A 16,043-nucleotide genomic window follows, 5' to 3' on the forward strand; every position below is an offset into this window, starting at 1 on the left:
GGTTGTGACAAAGTTGCACCACGTTTTGCATAGTTGCGCGCAGCCGTTTCGCGTTTCTTGCATTGCGAGCGCCCTCAAGCGAAACACCGGTCATACCCTTCACGGCGTTCGTGTTGGGGCCATTCTTTTAAACGAAGGAAATACGAGATGAAAAACATTCTCTTCGCAACGACAGCGCTTGTAGCAACCGCTGGCATCGCATCCGCAGACATCACAGTAACTGGTTCTGCTAACGTTGGTTTGAAGTACGTAGAAGATCGCGTTGATACCTCAAACTCAACTGACGATATGATCGTTCACAACGAAATCGACTTTAACATCGTCGCCACAGGTGAGTCAGACAATGGCATCACATTCGGCGCTTCTGTTGATCTGGACGCTGGTGAAGATGACCAAGTTACTACTACTGGTACAGTTGGTGATCCAGAAGTATACTTCTCTATGAACGGTTTAACTGTAACTGTTGGTGCTGTTGGCAACGCTGGTGTCGTATTGAACACAGCTGAAGTTGGCTTTGATGGCTTGAACACAAACATCCACGTAGATGCGGTTGATGACTCTGCAGTAGATGGTGACGTGCACGTATCATATGCTTTTGGTGACTACACTGTAGCAGCATCAATCGGTTCAGACTCAGAAGATACAGCTTTCTCAGTATCTGGTTCTACTGGTGCTTTGACATATGCTGTTGGTTTTGCAAGCGATGATTCAGCAAGCATTGACTACACATCATTCGGTGTGGGCTACACAATGGGCGCATACAACTTCCAAGCGCTGATGGTTAACATTGATAACCCAGCAGGCACTGCAGACGAAGATACATTCGGTTTGTCAGCTGCTTACACAATGGACGCAATGACATTTACAGTAGCGATGTCTGATACAGATGCTGCTGGTTCTGATGCTGCATATGGTATCGGTGCTTCATATGACCTCGGTGGCGGTCTCGCTATCAAAGGTGGTTTCGGCTCAGTCAGCGACAAGAATGTTGCGGACCTCGGTCTGACAATGTCATTCTAATCTAACGATTAGTATAGACTACAGAGAGAGCGCATCTTCGGGTGCGCTCTTTTTCTTTTGGGGCCTGCTGCGCGATACAAATAAGGTGCAACAAAGGGTACCCCCATGCAGCGACCGTCTGAGCAACAGTTACAAACTGCGTTCAAATCCGCCCTTGCCGCGATGAACGCCAAAAACTTCGCGCTTGCGGCTCAGCAATTTCAGAAAATTTAATGCGTCGTGCCAAATCATGGGCCGTCTCACCTGCATCTTGGAACGCTTTACACCAAAGGCGGTAAGCCGGATGCGGCGGTGACCCATTTGGCGGCAGCGGCCAAACAAATGCCAAAAGAGCCAGCGGTTCATATGCAATATGGCGTCGCTCTTGGTGCCGTTGGTCAGTACAAAAAGCGGTGTCCGCCCTTGGTAAAGCAGAAAAGCTTGCCCCGACTTCCGTTGCTGTGTTGGCCAATTCGGCGCATGTGTATCAACTGATGGGCGAATTGAAGAAGGCAGAGTTTTATCTCCGCAAGGCCCTGAAGCTAAAGCCAAATAACGGCAGTCTTTATCGCCTGTTGTCGATCGCGCGGAAGTTCACGCCCGATGATCCGTATCTTGCGAAAATGCTGGCGATCAAGCCTGATCAATTGGCAAATGACATGGACCGCTGGGAGCTCAATTTTGCGATCACCAAGGCGCTTGAGGACACCAAAGCCTATGAGGCCGCGTTCCCGTATCTAAAGCGCGGCAACGATTTGGTTGCAGCGAATTACCCCTATGACCCCCAAGCGTGGCGCGATCAGGTGGCACAGCTGCAAAGCGCGCAGTCTGGCCTTGATCCTGCGGCACCTCTTCCGGACCATATCAAAGACGCGCCAATTTTTGTGACCGGTATGCCGCGGTCGGGCACCACGTTGATTGAACAGATTATCGCGGCGCATTCTGATGTGACCAGCATGGGGGAGACGAGGTTTGCGTCGGGCGCGGTTGAGCGGCTTTTGCGCGATGGCACCACTTATAAAACCGTTAGTGATGTAGCGGATAGGTTGCGCATTAACGTGGCGGATAAGTACCTTGCGGATGTGGCGGCCCGTTATCCCTCTGCGAAGCGGACCGTTGATAAATCCATCCAAACGTACCTCTACCTTGGGGCGATAAAAACGATCATACCCAACGCCAAGTTCTTGATTGTTCAACGGGACCCGCGCGACAATCTGTTGTCGATTTATCGCAATCTGTTCCAAGCGGGCACCCACAGATACGCCTATGATTTTGAAAGCCTTGCGGATCACTATTTGGCTTTTCGGGATATGGTCTCGTTTTGGAAACAGCAGATGCCGGATGATATTTACATCGCCGATTATGATACGTTGGTTCGTGATCCCGAAGACAAGGCTCGTGCGCTGATTGCGGCGTGTGGTTTGGAGTGGCAGGATCAGTGTCTGGAGTTTCATAAATCGACAGGCGCGGTCAAAACGCTATCTCTGGCGCAGGTCCGCCAGCCAATTTACAAGTCGTCGCAAAAGGCATGGCAGCGTTACGGCGATGGGGTTATGCCCTTGCTAAAGGCTTTGGAAAAACGAGGTATCAATGTCACTGAATGGGATTAACGAGCGGATCGCGAAGACGTGTGAGCAGTTTGGGCGCGATGTGGCCGATGTTCAGCTTATTGCGGTGTCAAAAGTTCAACCTAATGCCCGTGTCGCGGACGTGTTGGCCCAAGGACACCGTCTTTATGGTGAGAATAAAGTGCAGGAAGCAGCTGGCAAATGGCCCGACTTCCGTGGTGAGTTTGCGGATGTAAACGTGCATCTGATTGGGCCGCTTCAGACCAACAAAGCCCGCCAAGCGATGGAGCTTTTTGATGCCATCCATTCAGTCGACCGTCCGAAGCTGGCCGGCACCCTTGCGCGGCTTGCGCAAGAAATTGGGGCCTGCCCGGACTTATTTGTACAGGTAAATACGGGCGAAGAGCCGCAAAAAGCGGGCGTATTGCCTTCGGATGCGGACGCATTTGTCGCCGAGGCGCGTGCACTTGATTTGCCCGTGAAAGGCCTAATGTGCATCCCGCCGGTAGATGAAGAACCCGCTTTGCACTTTGCGTTGCTGCGCAAAATCGCGGAACGCAACGGTTTGAAAGGGCTATCAATGGGGATGAGCAGTGATTTTGAGACGGCCATCCAGCTTGGTGCCACTCATATTCGTGTAGGATCCGCCATTTTTGGCGAGCGTGATTACGGCTAGGGTAGCAGTGTTAATGAATGAGGGAGTTTGGCACGATAAGGCGCGTGCCAAATGTTATCCGTGCCGCGATCCGTTTCAGGTGATCTGGGCGAAACCCGATGCAGCCTTCGGTACCAAATACGGGTCGCCGCCAGCGATGTAGAAAAATCGCAGAGCCACGTTTGAATTCGGCGCGCGGCCAGTTCCAATCAGTTAATATCACAATGTCGTAAAGTGGGTCAGCCCGCCGCAGCACCTCGTGACTGTGCGGGTAGGGCGCGCGAACCATCAGGTTGTAGTCTTCGTGGTGTGGATCATCAGACCACAAATCACCGGGTCTAATGGGCACAGCCCAATCTGCGGGTTTTGCAATGCGGTCGGGCCGGTAAAGCATCCCCACAATGGCGTGAACGCCGACGGGTGTTGCACCATCGCCTTCACGTTTATCAGATGAGATGCCGCCTTTTCCGATTGTGCGAGGGAAGTACTGCCCCTGAAAACGCAAGCCGCGTTTTGTCAAAACCAGATCGTTTGGGGTGGTGTAGGGGGTCACAGTAAATGGCCGGATTTAGCTGCTTTGGTTTTCAGATAGGCGCTGTTCACAGGATTTTTGCCAACAATAAGCGGCACGCGTTCGCTGACGGTGATCCCCATATCCTCCATGCGCGCGACCTTATTGGGGTTGTTGGTCAGCAGCTTAATGTTGCCAACACCCAGCTTGTTCAAAATTGAGGCGCCAATCCTAAAGTCGCGCTCATCATCCTCAAAGCCAATGCGGTGATTTGCTTCAACAGTATCAAAGCCTTGGTCTTGCAGAAAATAGGCCCGCATTTTGTTGGCCAGCCCGATGCCGCGGCCCTCTTGATTTAGGTAAAGCAAAATGCCTGCCCCTTGCGCGCCCATTTGCGCCATCGCACCGCGCAGTTGGGGGCCGCAATCACACTTGAGCGAGCCAAGCAAATCACCGGTGAAACACGCGGAATGAAGGCGCGTTAGGATGGGTTTGTTGGGATCTATTTTACCAACTTCAATTGCGTAGTGCTCGGCTGATCCATCGTCGGGCCGAAAGACATGCACGCGTCCTTCGTTTGACACAGCCATGGGTAGGGCTGCGTGAACGATGTCATTGTAATGGGCCGTGTCAGCCTGTGCCAACACTTCGGACGCGGTGAGAATGCTTAGCCCTTCGGCGGATTGCACGCGTACCATCACGGCAGCGGGCAGCAAATGGGCAGCCTTACAAAGCAAAATGGCGGCCCGGTGTGCCCGCGGGTCTCCGTCGCGCAAGGAACGAAATGGCCCCTTCATAGGTGTGCTTAGGTCTGTGGCTGGATCGGCGACGCCCCTTATCCAGCGAAGATCAGCATCGCTTTGTATGGCAAGCCGCGCGACATCGCCAAAATAAGCCGCTGTTTTAAGCGTTTCTGCGCGCCGGTGCGTGATGATCATCTCTGCGCCACCAAGGGCCAATGCTTGGCTGAGTTGGTCCGGGCTGAGCGTTTCAGCGGCAAAGGCAACCCAAAGACCATCATCATCGCGAATGCCCACGCCAAGCCCGATGCGAAGGGCTGCGTGTGCTTGGGCTTTTGCTTGGGCTGGTGTGGGCTGAAAGGGCATGGGCTCAAATGTTACAAGGTTACCAATGCTTGCCCTTTAAATTGAAACATTTGCAACCCTTTTGACACGAGCCTGTGAAACGGCGGGGTAAAACTTGCTCAATTCTGCGTTTGTGCCCATTTGTAGATCAATAACTCACGGAGGCCATGATGGCGCAATTGAAGAAAATTCTGCTTGTTGATGATGACGATGATCTGCGTGACGCTCTGTCGGAGCAACTCATCATGACGGAAGACTTTGATGTTTTCGAAGCTGAAAACGGCCATAACGCGATGGAACGTGCCAAAGAGCAGCTTTATGATTTGGTGATTTTGGACGTAGGCCTGCCTGATACTGACGGTCGCGAGCTGTGCCGTTTGATGCGAAAGCAAGGTGTGAAATGTCCGGTTCTGATGCTGACAGGTCACGATAGTGATGCGGACACCATTTTAGGGCTTGATGCCGGTGCAAATGATTATGTCACAAAGCCGTTCAAATTTCCGGTTCTATTGGCGCGTATTCGCGCGCAGCTACGCACCCATGAGCAATCAGAAGACGCCGTTTTCAATCTTGGGCCATACACGTTCAAGCCTGCGCAAAAGATGCTCATCACTGAGGACGAAAAGAAAATTCGCCTGACGGAGAAAGAAACAAATATTTTGAAGTTTCTTCACCGCGCCCCCGAGGGTGTCGTTGCCCGCGATGTACTGCTTCACGAAGTTTGGGGTTATAATGCCGGTGTAACGACCCACACGCTTGAGACGCATATTTATCGTTTGCGCCAAAAAATTGAGCCCGATCCCGGCAACGCGCGTTTGCTTGTGACGGAAAGTGGCGGCTACCGGCTTAACGGTTGATCTGGATCAAGGACGTATGCCGCACAGCGTGGCATACGTTATCTACCCTTTGATGTTGGGGATACAACATTCTCTCCCTGTTGGACTTTGCCCTGATCATATTGGTCAGGGCTTCTTTTTTGCCTCGAGGGCGTGGGCGCCTAATAAAGCTCTGACTTATACATCTTCTCAATGGCTGCCTGATCTGTTGTATCGACGGGCAATTGGGCGTGATCACGGACCATTTCGTAAAGCGTGCCGACAGGTCGTTTGTCAGGCCATGTGTCAGGGTTCCATAGTCCCGCGCGCATCGGCGCTTTGCCGCAATGGGTAAAGATTTGTGTGGCAGTAACTTTGGTAACTGTTTTTGGGCTGCGGCCATTGATCGCAAATCGGCCGCAAATTTTAGGATCAGCGGTGATTTCCGCAATACCGTTCACCCGCAACGTTTCGGTCACTGTTGGGATCATGAACAACAGTGCCACCCGCGGATCGCCCGCAATGTTGAGAAGCCCGTCGATACGGTTATTTCCAGGCCGATCAGGGATCAGCAGCGTTTTGTCGTCTTCCACATGCACAAAGCCTATGGGGTCACCTTTGGGGGATAAGTCCAGCCCATTTGCCCCGCTGGTCGCCATGATCACAAACGGCGAGGCGGCTATGATTGCACGACAATGATGATCGAAAATTGTGATCTCTTTTTGGGCGGCCCGTTCACTAGGGTAACCATACAGATATCGTAACTCTTGGGGTGTCATCGCGTGCTCCTATTGGGTAGGCGCAGCTTTGCATAGCGTAGGTCGGCGCTGCAACACTGGCCTTTCAAAGCGGGCTAAGTTACGACTTGGGCAAGTTACATCAGGAGCACCACCATGTCATTTACTCTCGCCACTTGGAACATTAATTCAGTGCGCCTGCGCGAGGATTTGGTGCTTAAATTGCTCTCTGAGCAAGCGCCGGATGTGCTGTGTTTGCAGGAGTGTAAATCTCCCGTTGAGAAAATTCCCACGGCTGGTTTTGAAGCACTTGGCTACACGCACATGGTCGCGCGCGGGCAGAAGGGTTACAACGGTGTTGCGATCCTTTCCAAGATCCCGATGGTCGAGGCCGGTGCCGAGGATTTTGCAAGTCTTGGTCATGCACGCCATATCGCGGGCCGGCTTGAGAATGGTGTGACAATTCACAACCATTACGTGCCTGCGGGTGGTGACGTCGCGGACCGCGATGTGAATGAAAAGTTTGGCCAAAAGTTGGACTATCTCACAGATATGCGTGATGCGTTCAGGACGTCAGCACCGAAGCGGGCTATTCTGGTCGGTGATCTAAATATCGCCCCGCGTGAGGACGATGTTTGGGACCACAAAAAGCTGCTTAAAGTCGTCAGCCATACGCCTATCGAAGTAGAGCATTTCAATGATGTGATGACGGCAGGTGACTGGCATGATGTGACGCGCGCGGATATTCCCGCAGGTCGGCTTTACAGCTGGTGGTCGTATCGCGCCAAAGATTGGGACGCGGCAGATAAAGGACGCCGCTTGGACCATATTTGGGCCACTGGTGACATCAAAAGCGCAGCACATAGCAGTCGCGTGTTGCGTGACGCACGTGGCTGGGAAAAGCCATCAGATCATGCTCCGGTTTTTGCGACCTTTGATCTTTGACATTTCGTCCTGCGCTACACATATGACGTGCAACTGATATTTAAGGGATAAAGCAATGTTGGAACTTGGTGCCTCGCAGAACGAGCAAGCAGATGATCTGATCAAAGATGGCTCAGAAGCGACCTTTATGCAGGACGTCGTTGAGATGTCTCAAAAGGTGCCGGTCATCGTTGACTTTTGGGCGCCTTGGTGTGGCCCATGCAAAACACTTGGCCCTGCGCTTGAGGCGGCGGTAACAGCCGCAAATGGTGCCGTTCGCATGGTGAAGCTGGACGTAGATCAAAATCAAGCGATTGCGGGACAATTGCAAATCCAATCCATCCCGACAGTCTATGCGTTTTGGCAAGGCCAGCCAGTGGACGGCTTTCAAGGCGCGGTTGCAGGTTCCGAAATTGAGGCGTTTGTCACACGTGTTGCCGCAATGGGCCCTGGTGGTGAGGATGACGGCCTTGCAGCTGCTGTTGAGGCGGCTGAGGAAATGCTGACTGCCGGTGATGCGTCAGATGCGGCTCAGACTTTTGCAGCCATTCTGGAAGAAGAGCCCACCAATGCAGCGGCTTACGGCGGTCTGGTTCGTGCACATCTTGCGCTTGATGAGGTTGAGCAAGCTGAAGCAGTTCTGAACGGCGCACCTGCCGAGATATCTGCGTCAGCCGAACTTGAGGCAGCACATGCGCAACTTGAGCTGGCAAAGCAAGCTGCTAGTGCAGGTCCGCTTGATGAGTTGCGCGCAGCGGTGAAGGCTGATGAAAACAACCACCAAGCCCGCTTTGATCTGGCCACCGCCATGCACGCAGCGGGTGATCTAGAGGGTGCCGTGGATCAGTTGCTTGATCTATTCGGGCGTGATCGTGAATGGAATGACGGCGCTGCAAAAGCACAGCTATTTACCATCTTTGATGCGCTTGAAGCAAAAGACCCTATCGCGTTGAACGGTCGCCGCCGCCTGTCGTCGATGATCTTTGTCTAACTAATTCACGCGGGGCACATTTGTCGCGTTGCCCTGCGTCTTTGCAAAGCTATCTGCTTGAATATGATGAAAACAGCTGACCTGCCAAATCGCGTTCCCGTATTCCCGCTGCCCGGTGCTTTGCTTTTGCCGCGGGCACGTTTGCCCCTTCATATTTTTGAGCCACGCTATCTTCAGATGATCGAAGACGCCCTCAAAACTTCGCACCGTTTGATCGGTATGGTGCAGCCCTATGAGGCGCGCGGCGAAAACGGTCTGCACGCTATTGGATGCGCGGGCCGGATCACTGCATTTTCCGAGACAGAAGACGGCCGCTATATGGTGACTCTTGCTGGTGTTTCGCGGTTTCGCGTATCGGCAGAAGTCGCAGGGTTTTCGCCCTACCGTCAATGCGACGTCTCTTGGAGCGGTTTTGAGCGTGATTTGGGCGCCGCCGAGCGGGATCCTGAATTTGACCGTCCCAAGTTTATGGCGTCGCTTGAAAAGTTTTTTGACGCTTATGATTTGAAGACTGATTGGGATGGCTTGGAGGAAGCGGACGAGGAGTTGCTCATCAACTCGCTTTCGATGCTTTGCCCGTTTGAGCCAGAAGACAAACAGGCGCTGCTTGAGGCGCCATCTCTGACGACACGCCGCGAAACTATTGTGACGCTGATCGAGTTCGCGTTAAGAGGGGGCCAGTCGGAGGAGATGATGCAATGAGCCAAGAGGTATCTGGTAAGACCGCTACCAAGTTTGATCCATGTATGCTTGAAGCCTTGGTCTGCCCGCGCACGCAAGGCACATTGGATTACGATGCTGATGCCCAAGAGCTTATCAGTAAGTCAGCTAAACTGGCCTTTCCGATCCGTGAAGGTATCCCAATCTTGTTAGTAGACGAAGCGCGCAGTCTTTAGACGCTTTGCCCTTTCATGAGCTTGGGCAAATCGCCGGTCAGGCCTGCGGCTTCGCGAATAAAGCCTCTGCGCAGAGCGGGAACTGCGTTTACGATCCCCATACCTACGTCACGCAAGCCGCGCAAAAAGCCGTTATCATTTGAAAATAGCGCGTTGAAGCTGTCGGTTGAGGCAGCAAGAGCCGCAACATCAAAGCGCCGCCACTGCGCATAGCGCGCTAATACCAAATCGGAACCGATGTCTTCGCCCCTGCGTTTTGCCAGTGCGAGAACCTCAACAAGACTTGCTACATCTTTTAGGCCCGCGTTTAGCCCCTGTCCCGCAATGGGGTGCACGCCGTGTGCTGCGTCACCCACCAACGCGATGCGCTGTGATGTGAGGGCGTTGGCCAAGGTCAGTGACAGCGGATAGTGATAGCGTGCGCCTGCAAGTTCAATGTTTCCCAGAAAGTCTCCAAAGCGGGGCTTGAGGTGCTCAATAAAATCATCGTCGCTCATTTTGCTGACGCGGGCCGCTGTTTCATGCGTTTCTGACCAAACAATAGAGCTTCGGTTCCCACTAAGGGGCAAAATCGCCAAAGGACCCGCGGGCATGAAAAACTGGTGAGCAATTCCGCCGTGTGGTTTCTCATGGGCAATCGCGCAGACCATCGCAGTCTGTCCGTAGTCGCGACCGTTGCGCATAATACCGGCGCGCATGGCAGTGCCTGATGTTCGCCCGTCGCACCCGACTAATACGCGCCCCGTATGCATGGTTCCGTCCGCAAGGGTAACAGAAGCGCCAGCCGCGTCGGTGTGCTGCGCGACTACTCGGGCATTCGGCAGATGGGTAATTTCAGCATTCTGAACAGCGTTCAAAAACGCACGTCGCAAATGCCGATCTTCGACCATAAACCCCATTGGGCCTTCTTCAATTTCAGCATGATCAAAATGCATGAAAAACGGTGATGGACCTTCGCCAACGCGCCCATCGGTTACTTTAATTTCAAGCATCGGCTGTGCGTCGCCTTCAAGATCGTCCCAAAGACCAATCCCGTTCAACAATCGCTGCGAAGCCAGTGCGATCGCATATGAGCGGCCGTTGAAATTGGACAGCGTCTGTGTCGCGACATCTTCGGCATCAATTAACGTGACGCTCAGCCCTGTGCCTGCGGCTGCCAAAGCAAGTGCGCATCCGTTCAGGCTGCCGCCGACAATGATCAAATCTGTACTCTTATCCATGTTGCTGAATATGGGCGTTGGGGCGGGATTGTCCATGCTGGATGCAGCGGATAGGTTTCACCTGAGAAAATTTATCTTGGGGTATTCCGGCATGCATAAATGGCAAACGATGACGGCCGTTGATCTTGGGCGTGGCATTGGGGCAGGGGATATCGATCCTGTTGAGTTGTGCGATGTGTTTCTGCAAGCGATTGCGGCCCACCCCTTTACGGACAAAATCTACGCTCGCGTTACCGCTGATCGCGCCCGGGCCGAGGCGCTTGCGGCACGAACTAGGCAACAGAATGGGGGGCGGCTGTGTCCGCTTGATGGCGTCCCGATTTCTTGGAAAGACCTGTTTGATACGGCGGGTACAGTCACGGAGGCGGGATCGAAACTGCTTGCAGGGCGAACCCCCGATGCAGACGCTCTTGTTTTGCAACATGCAACACAATTGGGTCTGGTCTGTCTCGGTAAAACACACATGTCCGAGTTGGCGTTTTCGGGCCTTGGGTATAATCCCGTCACAGAGACTAGCCCGTGTGTGAACGACCATGATGCAGTTGCCGGCGGGTCATCATCTGGCGCTGCTGCATCTGTTGCGTTTGGTTTGGCCGCTGCCGCGATAGGTTCTGATACGGGCGGGTCCGTCAGAATTCCCGCCGTTTGGAATGACCTTGTAGGGCTTAAGACAACCCATGGGGCGATTGCGACGAAAGGCGTGGTGCCGCTTTGCCAGCGTTTTGACACCGTTGGGCCGCTCTGTCGAAGCGTGGAAGATGCCGCGGTACTGTTTGATGTGTTGGGTGGTGGCAGTGTTGATCTGGCTCATGCGTCTCTTGAAGGGGTACGGTTTGGCGCGCTGCAAACAGTGGTGCTTGAAGGTTTGGAAGATGCGCCGCGCGCGGCTTACGAGCGCGCAGTCGAAGCCATTAAGCGGGCAGGTGCTGTTGTTGAACCGTTCGGATTTGAGGCTCTAAATGATGCCTTCGCGATTGCGGGGCCGCTATTTACTGCCGAAGCTTATGGCACATGGGGCGAGGTTATTGAGGCGTCGCCAGACACAATGTTCGATCAGGTTCGCGAGCGATTTAGAGCCGGCAAAAACGTAGCCGCATCTGATTTCGTGGCGGGGTGGCAAAAGTTGGATCACATCCGGCGTGAATATGCCATTCAAGCCGCGCGATTTGACGGGGTGCTGTTACCGACTGCGCCAATCATGCCGCCGAACTTGGCGAGATTGATTGCGGAGCCTGACTATTTTGTTGAGGCAAATTTGATGGCGCTTCGCAACACGCGCGTGGCCAATCTTCTGGGATTGTGCTCGGTCACGGTACCCGCAGGCCACAAATCGACGGGCCTCATGATTAATTGTTTGCCGATGCAAGACGCCAAAGCACTGCGATTAGCTGCCGCAATAAGCGCAATAGGGGCCTAAAAGTCACATAACCGCCCAATACTGTTGGCTTTTTCTGGACGCAGCGCCTCTGATTTGGTTTAATGTTGAAATAACGGGGCGATAATGATCCCGAACATGAGGCAGTATTGATGTATCCCCAGCGGTTTAGCGCCCTTCCGGCCTATGCATTTCCGCGTTTGCGCGCGTTATTGGACCACCTGCCGTCTGGCGGTGAACCGATTGCTATGACCATTGGTGAGCCACAGCACGCCTTTCCCGAATTTGTCCCCGAGGTTCTTGCGGCCCATGTGTCGGGCTTTAACAAATACCCCCCCAACGATGGCGCGCCAGAGTTGCTTGAAGCCATCGCCTCTTGGGTTGGTCGCAGGTTCGGCGCAAAAGTTGATGCAACGACTGAGGTTCTAACGCTTAACGGGACCCGCGAGGGCCTGTACAATGTGAACATGGCGCTGTGCCCTGAAAGTAAGAACGGGCAGCCGCCAGTCGTCCTTATTCCGAACCCGTTTTATCAAGTTTACGCAGTCAGCACGCTGAGCGCGTCCGCCGAGCCCGTTTATGTAAATGCCACCGCAGAGACCGGCTTTTTGCCTGACTACGCAAGCCTTCCCGAAGATGTGCTTAAGCGTACCGCCATGTGTTATATCTGTTCACCGGCGAACCCGCAGGGTGCCGTAGCAACGGAAAGCTATTGGCGCGAGTTGATTGGCTTGGCCGAGCGGTTTGATTTTAAGATTATCGCGGATGAGTGCTATTCCGAGGTCTACCGCGACGCCCCGCCGACTGGTGCGCTTGAAGTTGCGCAAAAAATGGGTGCTGATCCCGAGCGTGTCTTGATTTTCCATTCGCTGTCAAAGCGGTCAAATTTGGCGGGTTTGCGCTCAGGGTTTGTTGTGTCTGGGCCGCAAAATATTGCGCGCATGAAACAGCTGAGAAACTACGCTGGCACACCACTGCCATTGCCGTTGCAGCATGTTGCTGTCGCGTGTTGGAACGATGAAACCCACGTTACGGCGTCTCGGGCGCTTTACGCAGAGAAGTTTGATCTGGCCGATGAGATTTTTGCTGATGTCGAGGGCTATCAATCGCCCGAGGCTGGCTTCTTTTTGTGGCTGCCTGCCGAGGATGCAGAACAAGCAGCAGTAAAGCTTTGGACGCAAACGGGCGTTCGTGTTCTGCCTGGTAGTTATCTGAGCCGCGATACGGATGCAGGTAATCCGGGACAAAATTATATTCGGGTCGCATTGGTGGCCCCAAAACAAGACGTGCAGCGCGGGCTTATTGCCTTACGCGACTGCATCTACGGATGAGGAAACGGGATATGGCACTACGCACACAAGGTGACCCTTTGTTCGATACGGACATGCAGGCGGCGATTGAAAAACGCTCGAAAGAGTTGATTGGTCTTGGCCTTTTGGTCTTGGGCGCGCTGAGCTGGGCGATGCTGTGGAGTTATTCTCCGTCCGATCCAAACTTTATGGTCGCCACAACAGCGCCGATCGAGAATTGGCTTGGCCGCTTTGGCGCGTCACTGTCAGGCCCGCTTTTCATGATCGTGGGTAAAGGCGCTTGGGTCATCCCAGCAGTGTTTATCGCTTGGGGCGTGCGCTTTATTTTGCACCGCGGCCAAGAACGTGCGGTGAGCTGTCTGATCTTCTTTCCAATTTTGGTCGCGATCGCCTCCATCTATGGTGCAAGCCTGACGCCACCTGCGGGTTGGAACCATTCGTTTGGCTTGGGCGGATTGTTTGGCGAGACTACTCTTGCGGTCATCCTTAGCATTTTGCCGTTTTCCCCCGCGTTCGGGGTCAAGCTGATGTCCCTGCTGACTGGTTTGGGCACTGTGGCGCTTGGTCTGTTCGTCCTTGGGTTCATCAAAGATGAGCTGCGTGTGATCGGACGTTTCTTGTTGGTAGGCTTGGTTGTCACGTATGCGCAGACGTTGAAAGTGTTGGGTAAAGGCGCTTCAGGGGCGGGTGTTGCAGCGCGCCACATGGCCGAGCGTCACGCGCAGATGCGTGAGGCACGCGCGGATGCAAAAGCACTTGAGGCAGCGCACCGTCATGAAACACTCTTGCCCATGATGCATAGCGCGGAAGAAAAAGCACGCGTGGCGTCTGTTGTACGTGCGGACCCTGCATTTGGGGTCGAGCCTACGGTAGCTACAAATGCAGCTCCCTTGGTTGCTGATCCACGCCCCGCGCCGATGCCGGTGGCCGAGCCAAAGACAGGCCTGCTTGCGCGCTTGATGCCAAAACCTGCACCGATGCCTGAGCCAGAGTTGGTTGAACCTGCCTTAAGTGCTGATTTGTCCGCACCGGATGCGGGTACTGTATCTGCGCGTATTTCTGACGCGATTAAGAACCGCGCGCGCGGTGTCGCGCAAGCTACGCCACAAACTGCGGCGCGTGTTGAGCCGTCATTGATGCCCCGTGGCCCTGAGCCGTTGATTGCCCAAACAACTCCGCCACAGATGTATGCGGATGAGGCGCCAATGATGCATGAGGCCCTTGATGAGGGGCCAGATGCCTTGGTTGAAAGTTATGATCCGGTGACGCCCGATGTGGCTGACCCTTATGCGGCTGCAACTCAAACGCCGCCTATGCAAATTCCCACACCGCAAGCGCGTTCAGTTGTGCAGCATCCTGTGAAAAAGGCGATCGTCCCATCACGTCAGGCCAAAGCTGAGGCGCAGCCAGCCCTGAAGTTTGAGGAGAGCGCGAGCCAGTTTGATCTGCCGCCATTGAACCTGTTGCGTGCGCCAGACACCGTTGAGCGGCATCATCTGTCCGATGATGCGCTTGAGCAAAACGCACGGATGCTGGAAAGCGTTTTGGATGATTACGGCGTAAAAGGTGAGATTGTCAGTGTTCGCCCAGGCCCCGTTGTAACGATGTACGAGCTTGAGCCAGCCCCCGGTTTGAAGGCCAGCCGCGTTATTGGTCTGGCCGATGACATTGCGCGTTCAATGTCTGCGCTTTCTGCACGTGTTTCGACCGTGCCGGGACGTTCTGTTATTGGGATCGAGTTGCCCAACGAAAACCGTGAAATGGTAGTCCTGCGCGAAATCCTGTCAGCACGTGATTTTGGTGACAGCAGCATGCGCCTGCCCCTTGCCTTGGGCAAAGATATTGGCGGCGAAAGCATCGTGGCTAACCTTGCCAAGATGCCCCACCTGTTGATCGCGGGGACAACCGGTTCTGGTAAGTCTGTGGCGATCAACACAATGATTTTGTCGCTGCTTTATAAGCTTACACCCGATGAGTGCCGCCTGATCATGATTGATCCTAAAATGCTCGAACTGAGTGTTTATGACGGCATTCCGCACCTGCTTAGCCCTGTTGTGACTGACCCTAAAAAGGCAGTTGTTGCGCTGAAGTGGACTGTGGGCGAGATGGAAGAGCGTTACCGCAAGATGTCGAAAATGGGTGTGCGTAACATTGAAGGTTACAACAGCCGCGTCCGCGACACCTTGGCCAAAGGTGAGCTGTTCAGCCGCACGGTTCAAACCGGTTTTGACGAAGATACGGGTGAGCCGATTTTTGAGAGCGAAGAATTCCAGCCCGAAGTGCTACCCTATATCGTGGTCATCGTTGATGAGATGGCAGACCTGATGATGGTGGCGGGTAAAGAGATCGAAGCCTGCATCCAGCGCCTTGCACAAATGGCGCGTGCGTCGGGTATTCACCTGATCATGGCCACCCAACGTCCGTCTGTTGACGTTATCACGGGTACAATTAAGGCGAACTTCCCCACACGGATTTCGTTCCAAGTGACTTCAAAAATTGATAGCCGTACCATTCTGGGTGAGCAGGGCGCCGAGCAGCTTTTGGGCATGGGTGACATGCTCTACATGGCTGGTGGTTCCAAAATTACTCGTGTTCACGGGCCATTCTGCTCAGATGAAGAAGTTGAGGAAATTGTAAATTACCTCAAGGCTTTTGGCCCGCCCGAATACAAAAGTGGCGTTGTTGATGGCCCTGCGTCGGATCAAGAAAGTGATATCGATCTGGTTCTTGGACTTGGCGGTAATACCGATGGCGAAGATGCGCTGTATGATACTGCGGTGCAAATCGTTGTTAAGGATCGCAAGTGCTCAACCAGCTATATTCAGCGTAAACTGGCAATTGGGTACAACAAGGCCGCGCGCCTTGTAGAGCAGATGGAGGAAGAAGGTCTTGTCTCTCCTGCCAATCATGTGGGCAAACGCGAGATCCTGATCCCAGAGGCGCAGTAATACGCGCAA

16 protein-coding genes are annotated in these 16,043 nt (G+C 53.8%); 12 read left to right on the forward strand and 4 right to left on the reverse strand.

The genetic code is table 11. From position 1 onward, the window contains the following. The first annotated feature begins 147 nt into the window (after positions 1-147). The 4 genes from OLX08_RS08700 to OLX08_RS08715 all read left to right on the forward strand — a co-directional run bounded on the left by OLX08_RS08700 (position 148) and on the right by OLX08_RS08715 (position 3,243). Complete coding sequence (locus OLX08_RS08700; protein ID WP_391480930.1) at positions 148-1,020, forward strand: porin; 873 nt, start codon at positions 148-150, stop codon at positions 1,018-1,020. Between the two features lie 219 nt (positions 1,021-1,239). Then, positions 1,240-1,494: a hypothetical protein gene (locus OLX08_RS08705; RefSeq protein WP_412535647.1), complete on the forward strand. Its 255-nt coding sequence runs from the start codon at positions 1,240-1,242 to the stop codon at positions 1,492-1,494. Then, positions 1,494-2,609: a sulfotransferase family protein gene (locus OLX08_RS08710; protein WP_412535648.1), complete on the forward strand. Its 1,116-nt coding sequence runs from the start codon at positions 1,494-1,496 to the stop codon at positions 2,607-2,609. Before OLX08_RS08705 ends, OLX08_RS08710 begins: the two co-directional genes overlap by 1 nt. Continuing rightward, complete coding sequence (locus tag OLX08_RS08715) at positions 2,590-3,243, forward strand: YggS family pyridoxal phosphate-dependent enzyme (RefSeq protein ID WP_391480932.1); 654 nt, start codon at positions 2,590-2,592, stop codon at positions 3,241-3,243. The genes OLX08_RS08710 and OLX08_RS08715 overlap by 20 nt, the downstream gene beginning before the upstream one ends. A gap of 10 nt (positions 3,244-3,253) precedes the next feature. On the opposite strand, the gene OLX08_RS08720 is transcribed toward OLX08_RS08715, so the two are convergent. Together OLX08_RS08720 and ribA are read right to left on the reverse strand one after the other, a co-directional pair. Continuing rightward, a complete protein-coding gene (locus OLX08_RS08720; protein WP_391480933.1) occupies positions 3,254-3,775 on the reverse strand; it encodes a L,D-transpeptidase family protein in 522 nt (173 codons plus the stop codon). Beyond that, positions 3,772-4,839: a GTP cyclohydrolase II gene (gene ribA / locus OLX08_RS08725; RefSeq protein WP_391480934.1), complete on the reverse strand. Its 1,068-nt coding sequence runs from the start codon at positions 4,837-4,839 to the stop codon at positions 3,772-3,774. Before ribA ends, OLX08_RS08720 begins: the two co-directional genes overlap by 4 nt. Before the next feature lie 149 nt (positions 4,840-4,988). Here ribA and OLX08_RS08730 point away from each other — a divergent pair, with 149 nt between their 5' ends. Further along, positions 4,989-5,675: a response regulator transcription factor gene (locus OLX08_RS08730; protein WP_048598693.1), complete on the forward strand. Its 687-nt coding sequence runs from the start codon at positions 4,989-4,991 to the stop codon at positions 5,673-5,675. Positions 5,676-5,815: 140 nt separating this feature from the next. On the opposite strand, the gene OLX08_RS08735 is transcribed toward OLX08_RS08730, so the two are convergent. Beyond that, entirely contained in the window at positions 5,816-6,412 is a 597-nt protein-coding gene (locus OLX08_RS08735; protein WP_391480935.1) for a pyridoxamine 5'-phosphate oxidase family protein, read from the reverse strand. A gap of 114 nt (positions 6,413-6,526) precedes the next feature. On the opposite strand from OLX08_RS08735, the gene OLX08_RS08740 reads away from it, so the two are divergent. The 4 genes from OLX08_RS08740 (at position 6,527) to OLX08_RS08755 (ending at position 9,181) form a co-directional block, all read left to right on the forward strand. Next, complete coding sequence (locus OLX08_RS08740; RefSeq protein ID WP_391480936.1) at positions 6,527-7,315, forward strand: exodeoxyribonuclease III; 789 nt, start codon at positions 6,527-6,529, stop codon at positions 7,313-7,315. Positions 7,316-7,370: 55 nt separating this feature from the next. After that, positions 7,371-8,285: a tetratricopeptide repeat protein gene (locus OLX08_RS08745; protein ID WP_391480937.1), complete on the forward strand. Its 915-nt coding sequence runs from the start codon at positions 7,371-7,373 to the stop codon at positions 8,283-8,285. A gap of 63 nt (positions 8,286-8,348) precedes the next feature. Continuing rightward, positions 8,349-8,987 (forward strand): LON peptidase substrate-binding domain-containing protein, encoded by a 639-nt coding sequence (locus OLX08_RS08750; protein WP_391480938.1) that lies wholly within the window; start codon positions 8,349-8,351, stop codon positions 8,985-8,987. Next, positions 8,984-9,181 (forward strand): Trm112 family protein, encoded by a 198-nt coding sequence (locus tag OLX08_RS08755; protein ID WP_391480939.1) that lies wholly within the window; start codon positions 8,984-8,986, stop codon positions 9,179-9,181. Before OLX08_RS08750 ends, OLX08_RS08755 begins: the two co-directional genes overlap by 4 nt. Here the strand turns inward: OLX08_RS08755 and OLX08_RS08760 are convergent. Next, positions 9,178-10,437 carry an FAD-dependent monooxygenase gene (locus tag OLX08_RS08760; protein ID WP_391480940.1) on the reverse strand — a complete coding sequence of 420 codons (1,260 nt, stop codon included), beginning with the start codon at positions 10,435-10,437 and terminating at the stop codon, positions 9,178-9,180. The two genes, OLX08_RS08755 and OLX08_RS08760, sit on opposite strands and share 4 nt — an antisense overlap. A 55-nt stretch (positions 10,438-10,492) precedes the next feature. Here OLX08_RS08760 and OLX08_RS08765 point away from each other — a divergent pair, with 55 nt between their 5' ends. The 3 genes from OLX08_RS08765 to OLX08_RS08775 all read left to right on the forward strand — a co-directional run bounded on the left by OLX08_RS08765 (position 10,493) and on the right by OLX08_RS08775 (position 16,034). Then, positions 10,493-11,818 carry an amidase gene (locus OLX08_RS08765; RefSeq protein WP_391483224.1) on the forward strand — a complete coding sequence of 442 codons (1,326 nt, stop codon included), beginning with the start codon at positions 10,493-10,495 and terminating at the stop codon, positions 11,816-11,818. 110 nt (positions 11,819-11,928) lie between these two features. Continuing rightward, a complete protein-coding gene (locus tag OLX08_RS08770; protein WP_391480941.1) occupies positions 11,929-13,107 on the forward strand; it encodes an aminotransferase class I/II-fold pyridoxal phosphate-dependent enzyme in 1,179 nt (392 codons plus the stop codon). 11 nt (positions 13,108-13,118) lie between these two features. Further along, on the forward strand, positions 13,119-16,034 hold the full coding sequence (locus OLX08_RS08775; protein WP_391480942.1) for a DNA translocase FtsK: 2,916 nt from the start codon (positions 13,119-13,121) through the stop codon (positions 16,032-16,034). Positions 16,035-16,043 lie beyond the last annotated feature (9 nt).

The sequence above is a fragment of the Nereida ignava genome, assembly GCF_047114695.1.
Classification (GTDB): Bacteria; Pseudomonadota; Alphaproteobacteria; order Rhodobacterales; family Rhodobacteraceae; genus Nereida; species Nereida ignava.